The sequence below is a fragment of the Bacillus sp. NEAU-Y102 genome (assembly GCF_054788175.1).
Window position 1 is genome coordinate 49,838 of record NZ_JBTWFK010000014.1, and the last position, 17,744, is coordinate 67,581.

Annotated in this window: 16 protein-coding genes; 10 read left to right on the forward strand and 6 right to left on the reverse strand. The window is 35.4% G+C overall.

Annotated features, from left to right (window positions below; translation table 11 throughout):
• Positions 1-144 precede the first annotated feature (144 nt).
• Positions 145-1,347 (reverse strand): MFS transporter, encoded by a 1,203-nt coding sequence (locus tag ACYFX0_RS27090; RefSeq protein WP_106082136.1) that lies wholly within the window; start codon positions 1,345-1,347, stop codon positions 145-147.
• Positions 1,348-1,819: 472 nt separating this feature from the next.
• Between ACYFX0_RS27090 and ACYFX0_RS27095 the strand changes: the two genes are divergently transcribed.
• From ACYFX0_RS27095 to ACYFX0_RS27125, 7 genes are all read left to right on the forward strand, one after another.
• A complete protein-coding gene (locus ACYFX0_RS27095; protein ID WP_001253355.1) occupies positions 1,820-2,908 on the forward strand; it encodes a DUF871 domain-containing protein in 1,089 nt (362 codons plus the stop codon).
• 76 nt (positions 2,909-2,984) lie between these two features.
• Complete coding sequence (locus tag ACYFX0_RS27100) at positions 2,985-4,925, forward strand: BglG family transcription antiterminator (RefSeq protein ID WP_142398813.1); 1,941 nt, start codon at positions 2,985-2,987, stop codon at positions 4,923-4,925.
• 110 nt (positions 4,926-5,035) lie between these two features.
• A complete protein-coding gene (locus tag ACYFX0_RS27105) occupies positions 5,036-5,356 on the forward strand; it encodes a PTS lactose/cellobiose transporter subunit IIA (protein WP_000774623.1) in 321 nt (106 codons plus the stop codon).
• Between the two features lies 1 nt (position 5,357).
• Positions 5,358-5,663 (forward strand): PTS sugar transporter subunit IIB, encoded by a 306-nt coding sequence (locus ACYFX0_RS27110; RefSeq protein WP_000275645.1) that lies wholly within the window; start codon positions 5,358-5,360, stop codon positions 5,661-5,663.
• 83 nt (positions 5,664-5,746) lie between these two features.
• Positions 5,747-7,057, forward strand: a complete 1,311-nt coding sequence (locus ACYFX0_RS27115) for a PTS sugar transporter subunit IIC (protein WP_098662060.1) — start codon at positions 5,747-5,749, stop codon at positions 7,055-7,057.
• Complete coding sequence (locus ACYFX0_RS27120) at positions 7,033-7,311, forward strand: hypothetical protein (RefSeq protein ID WP_460272023.1); 279 nt, start codon at positions 7,033-7,035, stop codon at positions 7,309-7,311. Before ACYFX0_RS27115 ends, ACYFX0_RS27120 begins: the two co-directional genes overlap by 25 nt.
• Complete coding sequence (locus tag ACYFX0_RS27125) at positions 7,301-8,386, forward strand: DUF871 domain-containing protein (protein ID WP_000440072.1); 1,086 nt, start codon at positions 7,301-7,303, stop codon at positions 8,384-8,386. Before ACYFX0_RS27120 ends, ACYFX0_RS27125 begins: the two co-directional genes overlap by 11 nt.
• A 233-nt stretch (positions 8,387-8,619) precedes the next feature.
• On the opposite strand, the gene entC is transcribed toward ACYFX0_RS27125, so the two are convergent.
• The 4 genes from entC to ACYFX0_RS27145 all read right to left on the reverse strand — a co-directional run bounded on the left by entC (position 8,620) and on the right by ACYFX0_RS27145 (position 13,445).
• Positions 8,620-10,029: a cell wall-binding protein EntC gene (gene entC, locus ACYFX0_RS27130; protein WP_106082138.1), complete on the reverse strand. Its 1,410-nt coding sequence runs from the start codon at positions 10,027-10,029 to the stop codon at positions 8,620-8,622.
• A 457-nt stretch (positions 10,030-10,486) separates the two neighbouring features.
• Positions 10,487-11,641 (reverse strand): ABC transporter permease, encoded by a 1,155-nt coding sequence (locus ACYFX0_RS27135; RefSeq protein ID WP_430981371.1) that lies wholly within the window; start codon positions 11,639-11,641, stop codon positions 10,487-10,489.
• A gap of 26 nt (positions 11,642-11,667) precedes the next feature.
• A complete protein-coding gene (locus tag ACYFX0_RS27140) occupies positions 11,668-12,342 on the reverse strand; it encodes an ABC transporter ATP-binding protein (protein WP_000609101.1) in 675 nt (224 codons plus the stop codon).
• Complete coding sequence (locus ACYFX0_RS27145; protein ID WP_086397336.1) at positions 12,339-13,445, reverse strand: efflux RND transporter periplasmic adaptor subunit; 1,107 nt, start codon at positions 13,443-13,445, stop codon at positions 12,339-12,341. Before ACYFX0_RS27145 ends, ACYFX0_RS27140 begins: the two co-directional genes overlap by 4 nt.
• 211 nt (positions 13,446-13,656) lie before the next feature.
• Between ACYFX0_RS27145 and ACYFX0_RS27150 the strand changes: the two genes are divergently transcribed.
• From ACYFX0_RS27150 to ACYFX0_RS27160, 3 genes are all read left to right on the forward strand, one after another.
• The gene (locus ACYFX0_RS27150; protein WP_086397337.1) at positions 13,657-14,391 is read left to right on the forward strand and encodes a YwaF family protein; all 735 of its coding nucleotides are present in this window, start codon (positions 13,657-13,659) and stop codon (positions 14,389-14,391) included.
• Positions 14,392-14,479: 88 nt separating this feature from the next.
• A complete protein-coding gene (locus ACYFX0_RS27155) occupies positions 14,480-15,346 on the forward strand; it encodes an ABC transporter permease subunit (RefSeq protein ID WP_106103411.1) in 867 nt (288 codons plus the stop codon).
• A 1-nt stretch (position 15,347) separates the two neighbouring features.
• The gene (locus ACYFX0_RS27160; protein ID WP_460272024.1) at positions 15,348-16,352 is read left to right on the forward strand and encodes an ABC transporter permease; all 1,005 of its coding nucleotides are present in this window, start codon (positions 15,348-15,350) and stop codon (positions 16,350-16,352) included.
• 44 nt (positions 16,353-16,396) lie between these two features.
• Here the strand turns inward: ACYFX0_RS27160 and brnQ2 are convergent, their stop codons facing one another.
• Entirely contained in the window at positions 16,397-17,713 is a 1,317-nt protein-coding gene (brnQ2, locus tag ACYFX0_RS27165) for a branched-chain amino acid transport system II carrier protein BrnQ2 (protein ID WP_001260941.1), read from the reverse strand.
• Between the last annotated feature and the right edge of the window lie 31 nt (positions 17,714-17,744).

Genomic DNA, 17,744 nt, shown 5'->3' on the forward strand with positions numbered 1-17,744 from the left:
CAGTTGAATATCAAGGAAAGCGTCTGCGAGTTCATCGTATATTTTTTGATGAAAGTTAAAAAAATATGTAGGAAAATGCATGTAGTTTTATAACAGCAAAACGAGAGAAAACAATTTTTTTAACACGATAAAAAAGCCACTGAATTATCCAGCAGCTTTTTCCGTGTTTTTATCGCTATGCTTTTGTTTTCTTATGCTTGTAATGTAAATGAAGAGAAAAGCAATAAGTAACAGAGAGGAGTAACGATATACAGTTGCATAGTTTGTAAAATGAGCAATAAATCCAAATATAATAGCTCCAGCGCCGATACCAAGGTCAAATGCGGAGAAGAATGTAGCCGTTGCTACGCCGCGTCGATGCGGTGCTACGCGGTCAATCATCCATGCTTGTAGTGCAGGTTGGATCGCTCCAAAACCACTTCCGTAACATGCTGCAGCAATAATTAAGCTCGGAATTGTCGTCGTATACGACAATAAAATAATGCCTGTAAACGTTATAATAACTCCCGGAATGATGACGAATGTATGGCCTTTCGCATCATATAGCCTTCCAGAGAATGGACGAGTTACAGCAATTGCTAGTGCATTACATAAAAAGAAGAGGCTAATATCAGCTATGCCGACTTCTGTAGCAAATAGTGTGATAAAACTTCCGATTCCTCCGTACATTAATGTAATACATAATATTAATAATGAAGGAAGTAAAGCTTTACGCTCAATAAATCCATCGAGAAAAGTACTAGATGATTGTTGTGGCGGCTGTTTCGTTTTTTGGATTTGAAGTAGTTTCGTTAATATTAATGAAACAATTGTGCACGATAGTGCACATAAAAAAAGAATTGTGAAGTTATATGTTTGCATGAGCCATAGTCCTATAAGTGGACCGAGGGCCATTGCAATTGTTCCAGAAAGGCCAAAATATCCCATGCCTTCTCCGCGGCGAGCTGAGGGAATTAAATCAGAAACGACAGTTCCATATGTAGTCGTTGTAATACCGAAACCAGCTCCGTGTAAAATACGAACAGCAAGCAAGAGAAAGATAGTTGAGGCGAAAAGGTAACTGCCCATAGCGAGTAAACAGATAGCAGTACCGATCATTAAAATGATTTTTTTATTAAATTTTTGCAAGGCGTTCCCAGTTAGCGGTCTAACAAAAAGTGCCGCAACGGTAAACATACCGACAACAAATCCGATATTGGAACTTGTGCCACCAATTTCTTTCACATAAACAGGTAAGGTTGGAATTAACATTTGAAACCCTAAAAACATACATAAGTTTGCAAAAATTAAAGCAACAAACTCTTTTGTCCATAACGGTTCTCGTTTTACGAGTATTGCTTCTCCCATATATTCATCCCCTATATAAAATTTTCCCGCTATTAACGGGCAGTAAAACTCCCACCTCAAAATCGGACTGGAGCAAAGAAGTTAGGTGGGAGATCAACTGCCCGTAAATGCCCGATTGGTTCAACTAATAATCAGTGGGGGATGAACACCCCCCTCACTGATTAAAGTTTCACTGTATCTCTTTTCTTTCGAGTATATGTATTGGCCAATGCAACAGTCAAGGAAGGTGTCTTGAAAACGGATAACAATTTTTAAGGCGAAAAACTGACAAATTTGTGTAAAAGCTACACAACTATGAAAAAAAGATGTAAAGTATAGATGTATAGACTTGTAGGTGTTAAGAATGATAGAAATTGTTTTTTCTTTAAAGAAAGCGGATTCAAAAGAGTAGTGAACAAGAAGGGGAGATATACTTTTTCACTACATATATTTGAAAGGGTTTACAATATGATGAAGAAAGAGGCGTGTACATATGAGACGATTAGGTATTTCTATTTATCCAGAACATTCAACAGTAGAGAAAGATAAGGAGTATTTAACATTAGCAAGTAAATATGGATTTACACGTGTGTTCACATGTTTATTATCTGTGGATGGAGAAAAAGAGAAAATTATTGAAGAATTTAAAGAAACGATCTCACATGCGAATGCATTAGGGTTCCAAGTATTAGTTGATATTAGTCCATCTGTTTTTGAACAATTAGGTATTTCGTATAATGATTTATCATTCTTCCATGAATTGGGTGCGTACGGTATTCGTTTAGATGTCGGTTTCTCAGGATTAGAAGAATCAATTATGACTTATAATCCGTATGGTTTGAAAATTGAGATTAATATGAGCAATGGTACGAAGTATGTAGATAACATTATGAGCCATAGACCAAATCGTGAAAATTTAATTGGTTGTCATAATTTTTATCCGCATCGCTATTCAGGTTTATCATACGATCATTTCATTAAATGCTCGAAACAATTTAAAGATTACGGTATGAGAACGGCTGCTTTTATTTCATCATTTGATGCAACATATGGACCTTGGCCAGTAACAGAAGGGTTATGTACATTAGAGCAGCATCGTGAATTATCGATGACAACACAGGCGAAGCATTTATTTGCGACAGAATTAATTGATGATGTTATTATTGCAAACGCATATGCGTCAGAAGAAGAATTACAAGCACTAGGTGCATTAAATAAAGAGAAACAAACATTTGATATAGAACTATATGATACAACGACAGAACTAGAAAGAATTATCGTATTAGACGAACCACATTTTTATCGCGGAGATGTATCTGAATATATGATTCGTTCTACACAAAGTCGTGTGAAATATAAAAAAGAAGAGTTTAAACCTCATAATACGCGCGAAATTAAGCGTGGAGATTTATTAATTGATAATGAACAATATGGCCAGTATAAGGGCGAATTACAAATTGCATTAAAAGATATGGTGAATACAGGAAAAACAAATGTAGTTGGTCGAATTATAGAAGAAGAAATTTTCTTATTAGATTATTTACAAGCATGGGATAAATTCGGATTCATATTAAAGAAATAGAGAGAATATAAAGGGGAAAAACTACTGATTTCAGCAGCTTTTCCCCCTTTATATATAAAGAGCGAGAGGAAGAGCTATGACAAAGGTGCAGCAGCGATTAATTTCTATTTTAGAGGAGTTTTTAGAAGAGAAATCGATGTTAAATCGAGCTTTTTTAGCGGGCCGTTTACATGTATCAACGAAGACGATTCAAAAGGATATAAAATTATTAAATGATATATTGGAAGAAAACGGAGCGAAAATCGAATCGCAAAGAGGGACTGGGTACGAATTAGAAATTATACAAACGAAGAAATTTGAAGACTTTTGTGTGAGTCTATTTCAAAAACAGACGGAAAAGATCCCAACTTCTTATGAAGAAAGAATAGCGTACATTCTGCAGCGTGTTTTAACGACAGAGGGATATGTGAAGCTTTCAGAATTAGCGGAAGAGATTTATGTGAGCAAATCAACGGTTAATTTAATTATGAAAGATGTTACAGATATATGTGGTCGCTATAAATTACAAATTGAGAAGAGACCGTATTATGGTATACGTATTGTTGGAGAGGAATTTAATATTCGTTCTTGTTTATCACAATATGGTTTACCGCGTTATGACCATACTCCGTTTCATGAGCAATTTGAGCAGACGGAGACATATTTATCGCTACCTTATATATCACACATCCGTTCAATTATATTAAAGTATATTGAAGGTGGAACAATATATTTATCTGATATAGAAATTGATAATTTAGTCATTCATATTGCAATCGCATTAAAGCGTTGTCAAAGTCAACATTATATGAAAGAACTGCATACGGAGCAATCAGAACTTATAATAAAGAAAGAATATACAATTGCGAAGCAGATTTTAGGAGATTTAGAGAAAGAGTTGAAATTTTCATTTCCAGAAGAAGAAGTATTATATGTGACGATGCATTTATTAAGTACTGCTGTTACAACGAGAGATCGCTATGAAAATGTAGAAGAGCTATTAGGAAAAGATATATATGCATTTATGCAACATATTCTTTTTAAAGTAGCGGAAGAACGGAATCTTATTTTTTATTATGATGAAGAATTATTATTTGGATTTGGTATTCATTTAAAAACGTTATTAAATCGTTTGAAGTATAAGTTAAATACGAGAAATCCTCTTTTGGCAGAAGTGAAAAAGAATTATCCGTATGCTTTTGAAATTGCGGTTCTTGTTGGAGATATCATTGGTGAATATACGGGTGAATCGATCCCTGAAAGTGAAATTGGCTATATTGCAATTCACTTCGGCGGAGCGATGAGCCGTTTGCAGGAGCAAAATCAAAAGAAAAGATGCTTATTAGTTTGTGCGACTGGTCAAGGAAGTGCACAACTATTAAAATATAAAATTTTATCACAGTTCCGAGATAAATTAGAGATTGTAGGTATTACAGGCTATTATCAATTGAAAGTAGAAGATCTTTATAAAGAAAAAATAGATTGTATTATTAGTACGATTCATATACCGAGTGGCTTGCCTGTTCCAGTTATAAAAGTGAATTCAATATTTGATGATAAAGAGATTAAATCGATTGGTCAGCGGTTGTTTACGCATGTGAATACTAGTGTGCAGCCTTATATTAAGGAAGATTTAATTTTTTTAAATCATAGTGCTTCTACGAAAGAGGATGTTATTCAGTTTTTATGTGAGAAAGCTGCTGAGAAACATTATGTACAAGAAAACTTTTATGCTTCTGTTATGGAAAGAGAAAATACGTCTCCGACAGCGGTTGGGAATTCAGTTGCAATTCCGCATCCGATGCAGTTATTAAGTGAGGAAACTTTTTTGATGTTTTGCACACTTGAAAAGGCTGTTGATTGGGGAGATAAAAAAGTACAAGTAATTATTTTATTTAGTGTAAAGCGCAATAATAATGAAGATTTGCAAAGGCTTTATGATTTTTTATATGATATTATGTCTAGTCAAACTACGATAGAGAAACTTACTCAGACCGAGGTAATTGAAGATTTTCAAGAGATTTTATTATCATTTTGAAAAAGTATATAAAAACTTCCGTTACATAACGGAAGTTTTTTATGTTTAATTGTATGCGTTTTCATAATAAGATAAAAATATAGAAAACATATAGCTTGGGGGAATTTAAAATGGCTGATATGCAAACTCCATTTGCATTAATTTTACATGGTGGCAATGCGAGAAGTGCAGCGCTTGAAGCAATCGCTTTTGCAAGACAAGGAGATTTTGAGAATGCGGGTGAAAAGATGAAACTTGCTAGTGAGGAAATTTCAGCAGCACATCGTATTCAAACGGATTTAATTCAAGAAGAGGCAAGAGGAAATCATGCAGAAATCAGTTTACTGTTAGTGCACGCACAAGACCATTTAATGAATGCAATTACAGTGAAAGAACTAGCTGAAGAATTTATTACTCTTCATAAACGAGTAGAAGAGAAAGTGACAGTATAAGATGTATATTTTATTATGTTGTGCAGCAGGCATGTCAACGAGTATGGTCGTAAGAAAAATGCAAGAAGAGGCAAAGAAACAGGGGAAGAATTATAAAATTAAGGCGGTTGATTCAGAACTTGTGAAACTTGAAATAAAAGAAGCCGATGTCGTTTTAATCGGTCCACAAGTGAAATATTTATTTCCAGCTGTAGAGTTTCTTGCAAACTCATACAACATACCAGTTGCAATTATAGACCAACGAGATTATGGCATGTGTGATGGTTTGAAAGTGCTTAGGCAAGCAGAACAATTAGTTTTAGCATAATTATATCTTTTTAAATATAAACATTATAATGTTATAAAGTTTATTTCATTCTTTTATAGTAGAGAGAAAGAGGAGGGCTATTGATGAATGGGTTTATGAGTTTTATGGAACAAAAGATTATGCCAACAACGCAAAAGATTGCAGGACAACGACATTTATTGGCAATTCGAAATGGGGTTATTTCTACATTACCGTTAACGATCGTCGGGTCATTTTTCGTTATCTTTTTAAATTTACCAATTGATGCATATATGGAATGGATTGCACCGTTTCGCCATATTTTAGATATTCCATTCCGATTTACAGTAGGACTAATGGCCTTATACGCAGCGTTTGGAGTAGGGGCCTCGCTCGCGAACTTTTATCAGCTCAATCAATTAAGTGCGGGGCTACTATCTGTACTCGCCTTTTTACTAGCATCAGTTGAACCAATTCAAATTACGAAAGCTGTACCAGGTGTTATTGATGCAGGTCGATATATTTCAGTAGGAACATTAAGTGCAACGTCTTTATTCGGCGCAATTGTGACAGCATTAATTGCAGTAGAAATTTATCATTTTATGATTAAGCATAATATCTCAATAAAATTACCAGACAGTGTACCACCAGCAGTTTCAAATTCGTTTGCAGCATTAATTCCAACATTAGTAGTTATTCTTTTATTCTGGGGCATTCGCTACGGTTTGAAATTCGATGTAAATACAACAATTACATACTTAATCGCACCATTAAAATCAGTACTAGTAGGAAATAACTTATTCGGTGGTTTATTAACAGTATTCTTAATCGTGTTCTTCTGGTCATTTGGTATACATGGACCGGCAATTTTAGGACCAATCATTCGTCCGATGTGGGATTCCGCAATTCTTGAAAATATGGAAGTGTTCACGGCTACAGGAAATGCACATCAGTTACCGAACTTATTTACAGAGCAGTTCATTCAATGGTTCGTATGGATTGGCGGATCTGGCTCAACGTTAGCTTTAGTAATTATGTTTATGTTCTCTAAATCTAAGTTCCTAAAAGAGTTAGGTAGATTATCATTCGTACCAGGTTTATTCAATATTAACGAGCCAATTATTTTCGGGGCACCAATTGTAATGAACCCAATCTTAATTATTCCGTTCGTTATTACACCGTTAGTGACAACGACAGTATCATATTTCGCAGTTGTTTCAGGTATGATTCCACTCATGATGGCGAAATTGCCATTTACGATGTTAGCACCAATTGCAGCGGTGATTAGTACGGACTGGACAATTATGGCTGGTGTACTTGTACTTGTTAACTTTGTAATCTCATTCGTTATTTACTATCCATTCTTCAAAATGTATGAGAAACAACAATTAGCAGGAGAGGAGAAAACAGAATGCTCGGAGCAATTATCACCTTAATTACATTTGTGATCGGACAGTGTATTGCCCATTATTCGAAATGGGTACAAAGTAAATCCTTATTAGTGTTACTACTAGTATCAGTTTTATTTATCGGTTGTTCAATGGGTGTATATGTAATGTTAGGATTGCAATCACCGTACGTAATTATTGTACCGACAATTTTATGTGCAACATGTTTATCTGCAAAATATAGATTTACGAGCATGGCATTAATACAACGTGTGAAGGAGATGCAAAAGCATGGAGCGTAAATTAGGGATTTCACTTTATCCAGAACATTCAACGAAAGAAAAAGATATGGCTTATATTTCGTCAGCGGCACGACACGGTTTTTCAAGAATATTTACTTGTTTGTTATCTGTGAATCGTCCGAAAGAAGAAATTATAGCTGAATTTAAAGAGATTATTAATCATGCGAAAGATAACAATATGGAAGTTATTTTAGATGTAGCTCCAGCTGTGTTTGATCAGCTTGGTATTAGTTATAGTGATCTATCATTTTTCGCAGAGTTAGGTGCAGATGGTATTCGATTAGATGTAGGCTTTGACGGATTGACGGAAGCGAAAATGACGAATAATCCGTACGGTTTAAAAATCGAGTTAAATGTAAGTAACGATATTGCGTACTTAGAAAATATTCTTTCGCATCAAGCGAATAAATCAGCTTTAATTGGTTGCCATAATTTTTATCCGCAAAAATTCACTGGTCTTCCGTACGATTATTTCATTCGCTGTAGTGAACGCTTTAAAAAGCATGGTATTCGCAGTGCAGCCTTTATTACATCACATGCCGCAAACATCGGTCCATGGGATATTAACGACGGATTATGTACGTTAGAAGAGCATCGTAATTTACCAATTGAAGTACAAGCGAAGCATTTATGGGCAACAGGGCTAATTGATGATGTCATTATCGGAAATGCTTATGCAAGTGAAGAGGAGTTAGAAAAACTAGGAAATTTAAATCGCTACATGTTACAGCTAAAAGTGCACTTTGTAGACGAAGCGACTGAAGTAGAGAAGAGAGCTACGCTGCAAGAATTACATGTAAGACGCGGCGACATAACAGAGTATATGATACGTTCTACAGAAGTGCGTAAAAAATATAAAGACTATGACTTCCCAGTGCGCGAAAGTGTGCTACAGGAAAGAGGGCAAGTTGTAATTGGTAATAACTCATTCGGAAAGTATAAAGGTGAACTGCAAATCATTTTAAAAGAAATGCCGATAGATGAACGGAAAAATATCGTCGGTACAATTGCGGAAGAGGAGTTATTCTTACTAAATTATGTAGGAGCTTGGACGCAGTTTACTTGTGTGGAATAGAGAAGATAGGGGGCGGTCCAAATTTTGGACCGCCTTTTTAATATTAAAGTACTTTTAACGTCGAAATTTGTCGGTAAATCGATATCTCTTGTCGAATCGTTGATATATTATAAGTTACGATAGATATATTCGAAAAATCGTTGATATAGTTTCATTTACTATGTCATTTTTCAGTAGTTTAATAGAGTAAAAAAAGAGCCAGCCTCAACGATGAGACTGACTCTTTTTTATAACTAGTTTAATACTTTAACTGTAACTGTTTTACGTCCCCAGCTACTTGATGTGCCTTTATCTGGCATTAAAACGTCGATTTTATTACCTTTAATAGCCCCACCAGTATCACCAGCGATTGCTACTCCGTAACCTTCAACCCATACTTTTGAACCTAATGGAATGACACTTGGATCAACTGCAATTAGTTTCATGTTTGGATTAGCTGTTAAGTTATGACCCATAGCTGATTTTACTTGGTCGCCTGCTTTATAACCATTTTCAAGTGGATCTGCTGTGTAAGCTGTTGCTACAACACGTAACTCACGAGAAGATGATGGTGTACTTGTTTCAGTTTCTTTTGCAGCAGGTTGTTGTGTAGCTGGTTTTTGAGCTTTAGCCGCTTCACGAGCTTTAGCTGCTTCTTGAGCCTTAGCCGCTTCACGAGCTTCAGCTGCTTCTTGAGCCTTAGCTGCTTCACGAGCTTCAGCTGCTTCTTGAGCTTTAGCCGCTTCACGAGCTTTAGCTGCTTCTTGAGCCTTAGCCGCTGCTTGAGCTTCAGCATCTGCTTGAGCTTTAGCTGCTTCACGAGCTTTAGCCGCCTCTTGAGCTTTAGCTTCTGCTTGAGCTTCAGCATCTGCCTGAGCTTTAGCTGCTTCTTGAGCCTTAGCTGCTTCACGAGCTTTAGCCGCTTCTTGAGCCTTAACTTCTGCTTGAGCTTCAGCTGCTTCGCGAGCTTTAGTTGCTTCCGCGGCCTGAGCTTTTGCTTGAGTTTCAGCTACTTCTTGAGCTTTAACTGCTTCACGAACTTTAGCTGTATTTTGAACTGTAGTTGTTTTTTCAACTTTAACTACTGGCTGAACTTTAATTGGAGCTTTACCTGTTAAGTAAGGAACATGAACATAAGCTGTTTTTCCGTTATATTCAAATTGAATCCAATCATTTTGTACTTGGTGTGTTGTTTCGATTATATCATCTTTTTTCAACTTACCAAGAATCTCTGAATCTGTGTTTGCACCAGCACGTACGTTTAATACGTTTGCTGTTACGTAGTAAGTGTCTTTTGTATAGTCAGCGTTTATGAAAGCTTCTTTACCGCTATTCAATTGAACTTTTGACCAACCATTTTCTGTATGTAAAACATTTACTTTATATCCATCTAATAATTTTCCTACAACTTTTGATTCAGTAGTTGGGTTTTCTCGTACGTTTAGTACGTCAGTCGTTACGATTGTTTCTGCTTTAGCAGATGTTGTGAAAATCCCAAGACCAAAAACCGCTGCTGTTGCTATACCCATAAATTTTTTCATAATAGCCTCCATTGCATTTGTTTTCGTTGACCTCATTATAGCAACCATTATTTTCTTATTTGCGAAAAACATATAATTACAAAGCTTTCGTAACGGGGCATTAATATTCTGTAACAATTCCATAAATATCCTGATAGCGCTTCCTTGTTGTTTTTTGGCGTATCAGGGCATATAAAACACAAAATGAGTAGCATTTCAATTACTGTAACATTAATAATATTACAGTAATGCTTCTCGTGAGTGTCTGTAGTGTTACAAGAATGATGTATTTTACTGTTTGAATGAAAAATTAGTTATGAAATGATAATGTTTTTAGGTGTGAAAACATATAAACGAGGTGAAATTTAATAAAATATCGATATAATTGTTACAAAATCAGTCGATGTATGGAAAAAATTACGCCTTGATTTTCGTCTGTTACATAGTATTTTTGCAATAATAGGATTAGATAATAGCCTTAGTACCTATAAATAATGAAGAGTAATAGAATGATAGTTGTAACGTGAAACATATATAATAGAAGAAACTCGATTTAATAGGTAAATAAAAAACGCAGGAGTGTAAACTCCTACGTTTTTGTTTATTCATATCGTAAACATTCAATTGGATCAAGTTTTGCAGCTTTGTTAGCTGGTAGTAGTCCGAATGCAATACCGATCAGCATTGAAATACCTACTGCAAGAAGTCCAAGTTCTTTTGAGACAACGAGTGGCCATCCAGCAAAGATTGAGACGATCCAAGCGAAGAAAATACCGAGCATGAATCCGATGAAACCACCAAGTCCTGTTAAAATACAAGATTCGATTAAGAATTGTGTTAATACTTTACCACGTGTTGCACCAAGAGCTTTACGAATACCAATCTCACGTGTACGTTCTGTTACAGATACGAGCATGATGTTCATTACACCGATACCACCAACAAGTAAGGAGATAGCAGCAATACCACCGAATACCATTTTCATCATACCGATTGATTCGTCTAGTTGTTTCGTAAATTCACCTAAGTCTTGTGCTTCGAATTTGTGCTCAAATTTAGGAGCTTTCAGTTCGTTTAAGACAGAAACGGCTTGTTTTTCTACACTTTTACGTTCTGTCGGAGAGGTCATTGTTAATCTTACGGAGTCATACTCATTTACTCCTGAAATTACAGGTGCATTTTCAAGTGATGTATAACCTTCAGGCATAGGCATTCCAAAGTCGTTTTTCGTTTCGTATACACCGACTATTTTATACGGCTTTCCTTTTATATCCGTGTATTGATTTGATTCCCAACCACTATTAAATAATTTGTTGAAAGCTTCTTCATTTAATATAACAGCAGGGATTGCTTGGTTTAGTTCACTGTCATTTAATTCACGACCGTGAACTAATTTTATTTTCGAATCTGTCATAAAGGCGCCTGTTCCACCTTTTAAATCAAGATTTACATCTTTTGAACCAGCAGATGCTTTTACTTTCATACTTACGTCTGGATACACATCTTTAACGCCTGTTACAGTTTGCAGACGGTTTAGCATATCAGGTGTGATTTTGGCACTATCTGTTCCGTAATCAGGATTGTTGTAGTAAATCGTTACTTCGTTATCTTTTCCTTGGCCTAATTCTTTTTTAAACTTTGCGTTTGTACCATCACCCATTGAAATGATAGTAATAATGGCACTAATACCGATAATAATACCTAGCATCGTTAAGATGGAACGCATTTTATGAGCAAAGATAGAGGAAAGGGCCATGCGTATATTTTCACTCGTATTCAAAATTAACCTCTCCAATCTTGGACGACATTTCCGTCACGAATTACAATTTGACGTGCTGCAGCTTCCCCGATTTCACGGTCATGGGTAATCATAATGATTGTTGAGCCTTGTTTATTTAATTCGTAAAAGAGGTCCATAATTTGTGTACTTGTTTTCGTATCAAGTGCTCCCGTCGGTTCATCGGCTAAAATGAATTTTGGGTTATTTACGATTGCGCGGGCAACGGCGACACGTTGCTTTTGACCACCGGATAATTCGTTTGGTAAGTGAGTAGCGCGATCAGCTAAACCGACTTTTGTTAAAGCGGCTAATGAGCGTTCGCGTCTTTCTTTTTTATCAACTCCAGCGTAAATAAGAGGTAGCTCTACATTTTGAAGTGCTGTAAGTCTCGGTAATAACATGAAGTTTTGGAATACGAATCCGATTTCTTTATTACGAACATGTGCAAGTTCTGTTTCAGACATGTTTGAAATGTTTTGTCCAGCTAGTTCGTACGTACCCGTCGTCGGTTTATCTAAGCAACCAATAATGTTCATTAATGTTGATTTACCAGAACCAGAAGGTCCCATAATAGAAGTGAATTCTCCTTGATTCAGTGTTACGTCAATTCCGTGTAATATTTGAACGGATTCTGCACCATTTTGGAAGGATTTCGTGATGCCTTTTAAGTTAATCACTGGGCGACAACCTCCATACCATCTTTTAAGTCTTTTTCAGGTTTAGAGATAATTTCCTCTCCTTTTTTCACTCCAGAAACTTTTGATTCGCTATCAGTCTCGAATTCAACAGTAACTGCTTGTTCTTTCGCTTTACCGTCTTTTACAACGAAGACAACATTTTTGTCACCTTTTTTCACGATACTGCTTTTCGGAACAATTGTACCAGTTGCTTCGCCAGATTTACTTGTTACGTATACGTGGAAGCCGTTTTGTAGTTCGTCACTATTATCTAATGTGACAGTGAATTGATAGTTAGAAACAGTTTTATTTTCATCCATGCTCTTTAATGGTGTAGAACCGATTTCTGTTACTTTTCCTGTCCAAGTCTTACCAGCGACAGTTTTTGAGGAAACAGTTACTTCTTGCCCAACTTTCATACTAGCAAGCTCATATTCAGAAAGTTGACCTTTTACCTTGAATTGACCAGCATGACGAAGAGTAATTCCGCTCATACCTGTTTTTTCGTCAGCAGTTTTCACGATATCATCAATTACGCCATCAGCAGGACTTGTTACAGAAAGTGTGTTTACTTTTTCTTTTGCTGCTTTAATCATTTCATCAGCTTTTTCAACTTCAAACTTTTTCATTTCAAGTTGTGATTCTAATTGCCCAACTTCAACTTCTGATGCTTTTAATGCTTCAGAAGGAAGGCCTGCATTTTTATCTTTTTGTAATTTTTGTTTCGCTGCATCAATTTGTTTTTGAAACAACGTTACTTCTTTTTGTGCGATTTTCTTTTGCATTTCTGCTTCTGCTACACCTTGTTTAGCAGTAGGGTCATTGTATTTAAACAGAAGCTGACCTTTTTTCACTTCATCGCCTTTTTTTACAGCTAATTCATATGTTCCTTTTGTTGGATCGAATGAAATAGTTTCAATTCCGTTTGGAATAACTTCGCCACCAAATTTTTGCGCGTTTTGGATTTGTTTTTCAGTTACTTTATATCCGCTATATGCCATTGCTACTTCTGAACCGCCACCACCAGCAAATGCAAAGTATGATCCAGCTGCAATTCCAATTGCTACTACACTAGTAATTAACACTTTATTTTTCTTTTTCATCTATTTATCACCTTTTCGTTCGTTTTAGTATCTACATTAAGTATAGAAGAGGTGAAGAATCTGACAAATCGTTTTAGCTTACAATAACCTTACAGTTTTGTAAGGTATGAATATGTAAATGTAAGGTAGAGGTTGTCCTAGTATAAGCAAATGAATTGACTCGTTGTTTCTTTCTTACAATAATATTGTATGAAGGAGAGGAGGAAGGAAGATGGAAGCTTATTTTAGTGCGCATCCATTAAAATCGTTTATTCCATACTCAAGACAACACGTCCTTATATTATTTATTATGTTGGTGGGGATATTTTTTCTGTATCAATACCAAGATTTATTGCGTCAAAGTGAGTGGAATATAACGGTTCGATATGCGATTGCATTTCTATTTATAGGGAGTGAAATTGGGCTCTATATGTGGGAATGGAAAGCAGGGATTTTTGAGCTAGGCACTTCATTACCGTTTGAGTTATGTACGATTAGTTTATTATTAGCGTCGATTATGATTGTAACGAAAAGTTACCGCATATATGAGATTGTATTTTTTACAGGAATTATTGGTGCATCACAAGCCATTTTAACGCCGAACTTGCAGTATACTTTTCCACATTTTCGTTTCATTGAATATTTCATCGCACATGTATTACTCATTTGGGCACCGCTCTTTATGACTTGGGTAGAAGGGTATCGTCCTACATTACAATCTATTAAACGTACGATGATATTTTTAAACATATTGATTCCGATTGTTTCGTTTGTAAATTACAAAACAGGTGGTAATTATATGTTTTTAGCTCATAAGCCAGAAACAGCTTCATTACTCGATATGTTAGGGCCGCATCCTTACTATATTATTTCATTAGAGATAGCTGCACTTATTGGATGTTTTATTTTGTATATGCCATTTGTGAAAAGAGAAAAACAGTTACACAAAGAATCGTTAGGGTCATAACCTAGCGATTTTTTATCTATTGAATATTTACAATTCAGAAAATTAAGAATAAAATTAAGGGGTAAATTATAGAGAGAGAAGGGCGAAAATGGTCAAAAAGGTATTTTTGAATGGAATGGAAGTGACGATTCAATTTCTTATTTCGATTTTGGGGATTATTATTTTAGGGGCTTTGCCGAAATTGTTTTATGGATTTAAGGTGGATGTATCAAAGTACATACAGAGTTTAAAAGAAGTGTTTGTGAACTTAATGGATATTTCCAATTTGCAATATGTGAGAGGTAAATTTTTATTTCCACAGTTGTTCGTCCATTATAAAGAAACGATTATTATTTTTTTGGCTGCTTTTTTCATTTCATTATTTGTAGCATTTTGTATCGTTTATGTAATTATGAGTAGTTCACCGCGTATACAACATCGAATTAAATCATTTCTTATCTTCCTAGAATCCATTCCAGATATCCTTCTTATTTTAGTATCACAAATTTTAGTTGTATGGTTTTTTAAACAAACAGGTTTTTTACCTTTTCAAATTGCTTCAATTGGAGGCGAGTCGATTAGGGGATTGCCAATATTGTGTTTGAGCATCCCGACTACGATTATGTTTGTAAAAATGGTCGTGCTTCGTTTTGAAAATGAACTAGAAAAAGATTATGTACTATTTGCTAAGGCAAAAGGGCTGGGGCGCTTTCATATTTTAAATCGTCATATTTTACGAAATGTGTTGCTTAGTACATTATTCTTTGCGAAAACGAATATCTTTTTTATGTTATCTAATTTATATATTATAGAATGGATTTTTAATACGGGTGGTATTTTTATGTTTTTGAAATCGTATTTCGGTATTGGAGTTGAGGTTTTCATCGTTAGTGTGCTTCTTATATATATTCCGATTTTTATTTTATTTAAATTGTTTCATTATCTCATTCCGGCTGCGATGAAGGAGAGATTATAATATGTGGACGTATATAAAACGTGATAAAAGATTTTGGATAAGCATTGGGTTTCTTCTCCTATTAGTTCTTTTGAGCATCGGAAATACGTTATGGAATGATGGACATATTAGACAAGTTACATTGCAATATGATGCGGATGAAAATCCACAAGTGCCACCTTTTCCACCTTCATTACAATTTTTACTCGGGACAGACCGGAAAGGGTATGACCTGTTACATTTAGTCATTGAGGGCGCGAAGTGGACGATTGGTATATCTATTTTAATTGCGGCACTTAGAATGGTAATAGGTGTGTTTTTCGGTGTCGTACTCGGAACGTATATAAAAAGAGAATTTTCAAAAATTGAGGCTTTCTTTGATAGTTTTACAGTTATTCCGACAGTTATGATTGCGTATTTTTTTCTTCAATCTGCAAATGCATTTGGAAGCGGAGAGGAGACAACAACCTTTTTTGAAAGGGCTTCGTTTCAAGTGGTATTACTTGTACTGCTTGTAATGCCAGTTATTGCACTGTATGTTGCGAAGGAAGTTCGTAAATTGCGAACGGAAGAATTTGTTGATGCCGCGCGCATATTAGGTGGATCGAGAAGACATATTGTTATAAAACATATTTTTCCGCATCTCTATATGCCGTTTATACTCATATTTCTTCAGCAGTTTACGCAGACTCTTACTATTTTACTGCACTTAGGATTACTTGAAGTGTTCTTTGGTGGGACTGTAATGTTTGGTGGACAAATAAAAGAGGTGGAATCTTATACGCATGAATGGTCAGGTTTAATTGGAGTATACTTTAGGTCATTAACAGTGAATCCGTGGATCCCTCTCGTTCCGATTACATTTTTTGGACTTACTATTTTTTCAGGAAATATGATTGTAAAAAGTATAGAAGAGGCGATGTTGAAAGTAAGATTAGGAGGAGAGATAAAGAAGGACGTAGTAGAAGCGGAACAATCTGTTGTGCAGTCAAAAGAAGATTTATTTACTTTTAAACATACGATGTGAAGAGAAAAAGAAGCAAGCATGGATTTCATGCTTGCTTCTTTTTTTTATTTTGTAGAAACTTCACCTGCAGCTTCTGTTTGCGGAATAAAGTATCCAATTATACCACCGATTATTGCTGGAATGATCCAGCCAATTCCTAAGTTATAAAAAGGAATGGTGTGTACGATATTAGCGATAAAATCTGGTATCATTTCCACATTATCAAGTGCATGAATACAGCTAATAATAAACGCTGCGATCATCGCTCCAATGTAGACAGAAGGTTTACGTTTCGTATATTTATCGATAAATGATACGAAAACTAAAATGATCGTAATTGGGTACAAAATAATTAATACAGGTAATGTGATTTTAATTAATAAGCTTAATCCTAAGTTTGAAATAACGAAACTAAAGATACAAACGTATAGTACAAGCTTTTTGTATGAAACATTTGTTAGCACTGTTGTGAAGTAATTTGCAAATGCACTCACAACACCAATTGCCGTTGTTAAACAAGCGAAGATAATGGCGATACTTAATAAAATATTACCGCTTGTCCCAAAGAATTGATACATAACAGTAGCTAATAGCTGCCCACCGTTTTCGAATTGCCCTAAGTTTCCGTTTGAAGCTCCAATATAACCGAGTAAGAAGTAAACAATTGTTAAGAATAGAGCAGCGATACTTCCGCAAATGATTGTATATTTTGCGATAGATTTCTTCTCTTGTATACCATTTTGACGAATTGCATTTACAACAATTGTTGATAGTACGAGAGCCCCAATTGCATCTAACGTTAAAAATCCTTCAAGAAATCCTTTGAAAAACGGGATGTCTTTATAGTCACCGATAGGCTCTGCAAACGTTCCTGGTGAAAGAATCGCTTTTGTTGCCATAATTGCAATAATTACAAGTAAAATTGGCGTTAATATTTTACCGATATGATCTACTAGCTTGGATGGATTTAATGATAAGAAGTAAACGACTGTAAAGAAAATCGCACTAAAAACTAACATAGAATACCATTGATCTGGGAAAAGTGGTACAATCCCAATTTCATAAGATACAGATCCAGTTCGTGGAATAACAAATAGTGGGCCGATTGAAAGATAAATAATGATAGCGAATACTGCTGCGAATTTTGGATGAACACGGCTCGCTAAAGTGTTAAAACTACCACCAGCAAGGGCAACAGCAACGATAGCAAGTAAAGATAAACCGACGTCTGTAATAATAAACCCTGTAATGGAAACCCACATATTTTCTCCGGAAGAAAGACCAAGAAGGGGCGGGAAAATCATATTACCAGCACCGAAGAAAACTGCGAATAGTAATAAACTAATCGAAAGTATTTGCGCTGGTTTTAAAGTTGTACGCATATAAAGAAAATCCTCCTAATGAGTATTTTTT

Excerpts from the sequence above, each read along its gene's own strand:
- ACYFX0_RS27110 (WP_000275645.1), top strand. The coding sequence starts at position 5,358 with ATGTATATTTTATTATGTTGTGCAGCAGGCATGTCAACGAGTATGGTC.
- brnQ2 (WP_001260941.1), bottom strand. The coding sequence starts at position 17,713 with ATGCGTACAACTTTAAAACCAGCGCAAATACTTTCGATTAGTTTATTA.
- ACYFX0_RS27095 (WP_001253355.1), top strand. The coding sequence starts at position 1,820 with ATGAGACGATTAGGTATTTCTATTTATCCAGAACATTCAACAGTAGAG.
- ACYFX0_RS27090 (WP_106082136.1), bottom strand. The coding sequence starts at position 1,347 with ATGGGAGAAGCAATACTCGTAAAACGAGAACCGTTATGGACAAAAGAG.
- entC (WP_106082138.1), bottom strand. The coding sequence starts at position 10,029 with ATGGAATTGTTACAGAATATTAATGCCCCGTTACGAAAGCTTTGTAAT.
- ACYFX0_RS27135 (WP_430981371.1), bottom strand. The coding sequence starts at position 11,641 with ATGGCCCTTTCCTCTATCTTTGCTCATAAAATGCGTTCCATCTTAACG.
- ACYFX0_RS27100 (WP_142398813.1), top strand. The coding sequence starts at position 2,985 with ATGACAAAGGTGCAGCAGCGATTAATTTCTATTTTAGAGGAGTTTTTA.
- ACYFX0_RS27115 (WP_098662060.1), top strand. The coding sequence starts at position 5,747 with ATGAATGGGTTTATGAGTTTTATGGAACAAAAGATTATGCCAACAACG.
- ACYFX0_RS27120 (WP_460272023.1), top strand. The coding sequence starts at position 7,033 with ATGCTCGGAGCAATTATCACCTTAATTACATTTGTGATCGGACAGTGT.
- ACYFX0_RS27145 (WP_086397336.1), bottom strand. The coding sequence starts at position 13,445 with ATGAAAAAGAAAAATAAAGTGTTAATTACTAGTGTAGTAGCAATTGGA.
- ACYFX0_RS27155 (WP_106103411.1), top strand. The coding sequence starts at position 14,480 with ATGGTCAAAAAGGTATTTTTGAATGGAATGGAAGTGACGATTCAATTT.
- ACYFX0_RS27160 (WP_460272024.1), top strand. The coding sequence starts at position 15,348 with ATGTGGACGTATATAAAACGTGATAAAAGATTTTGGATAAGCATTGGG.
- ACYFX0_RS27105 (WP_000774623.1), top strand. The coding sequence starts at position 5,036 with ATGGCTGATATGCAAACTCCATTTGCATTAATTTTACATGGTGGCAAT.
- ACYFX0_RS27150 (WP_086397337.1), top strand. The coding sequence starts at position 13,657 with ATGGAAGCTTATTTTAGTGCGCATCCATTAAAATCGTTTATTCCATAC.
- ACYFX0_RS27125 (WP_000440072.1), top strand. The coding sequence starts at position 7,301 with ATGGAGCGTAAATTAGGGATTTCACTTTATCCAGAACATTCAACGAAA.